Raw genomic sequence first — 1513 nt, forward strand, 5'->3', positions numbered from 1 at the left:
AGCGCGGCAGAACCCACGAGGGCCGCCGCCGTCAGCCCACCGGCCCGCCGCAGTACCTGTCGTCGGCTCAGATGGCTGGGCGTCTCGCGCTTCATGTGTTCTCCGGAACCTCTCATCGACCCGAGGCGGGCGTTGCTGTGTGCATGCTGTGGTGCGCCGCACCGCAGCGCAGGATTGAACCACCCTCAACACCCCCTGCACCAGCCCTGTTTGGCAGGCTCAACGGCGCGACGAGAATTGCTCAGCGCTTGTGACGCAGAACACGCATGTAAAGATGACGTGAAGGGATGGTTGTCGTCCATCGGTCCGTTTTGAGGGACTGTCCTCCCCTGAAGTCCGCCGCTTAACGTGCGCATTTGGCCTGGCTCCTACGCGGCTTTCAGTTCACCAGCCCGATGCCATGGCCCCTTCACTTTGCACGTGTGCCGGACCCGTCCGGCCTTCTTGGGGTGGGATGGTCCTTGCGACTCGCGCATAGACAGGGAAGAAGCGCCTCCTGGGCGTTGGCCGTGGCTCTGGCCGCGTCCTTGCTGGCCGCACCGACGGCTGAGGCGGCTGCGACTGCCAAGGCGGCCTCGGCGGGGCGGAAGCAGCCGGTGAACGTACCCGTTCAGGCTGCGGGGGGCGTGCCGCGTGACGGTGCGGAACCCACGCAGACCAGGCCCGTCCGCCCGGTGTGGCCCAAGGCGGCGCGGGCGCGCCTCGCCCTGTCCGGCCTGAAGCCGGGCAAGACCCTGCCCGTGGCCCCGGCCGGCGGCACCGACGGCCCCGCAGCGGCCACTGTGCACGTGGGTCCGGCTCCCGCGACGGCCCTGGCCAAGCAGCGGTCCGCCATCGCCTCGCCGGCGCCCGCGGACGTCGACGTCAAGGTCCTGGACCGCACCCAGCTGAAGCGGACCAACGGCATCGGCGTCGGAGTCCAGGTCACCCGCCGCGACGGCCGCGGCACCCCCGGCCCGGTCAACGTCTCGATCGACTACTCGAAGTTCAAGTACGCCTACGGCGGCAACTTCGCGTCCCGCCTGCGCCTGGTCGCCCTGCCCGCCTGTGCCCTGACCACGCCGAAGGCGAAGGGCTGCTCGACGGCCAACCCCCGGCCCGTCAAGGTCACCAACGACGTGGCCACGGGTACCCTCACCGCGACCGTGCAGGCCGACGGCGACCCGCAGACCAAGATCTCGGTCATCCAGCCCGACCAGCAGGCCAAGTCCACCTTCCAGTCCCCGGCGATGACCGCCGCCGCGACGTCGGGCGGGACGGTGTACGCCCTGGCGTCCACCTCCTCCTCGGACGCCGGTGACTACCGGGCGTCGTCGCTGAAGCCCTCCGGGGCGTGGAACGTCTCCATCGGTTCCGGTGCCTTCACCTACGAACTGCCGATCCAGACGCCGAAGCCCCCTGCGGGCAGCGCGCCCTCGCTGTCGCTGGCGTACAACTCGCAGTCCGTGGACGCGCTGACCTCGGCCCAGAACACCCAGGCCAACTGGGCGGGTCTGGGCTGGGAGCTGGGCGG

1 pseudogene is annotated in these 1513 nt (G+C 70.3%); it reads left to right on the forward strand.

From position 1 onward, the window contains the following. Positions 1 to 626 precede the first annotated feature (626 nt). A pseudogene (locus ACZ5CW_RS41195) lies at positions 627 to 1513 on the forward strand (RHS repeat-associated core domain-containing protein); the annotation flags it as partial.

The organism is Streptomyces sp. NPDC031379, assembly GCF_055569615.1.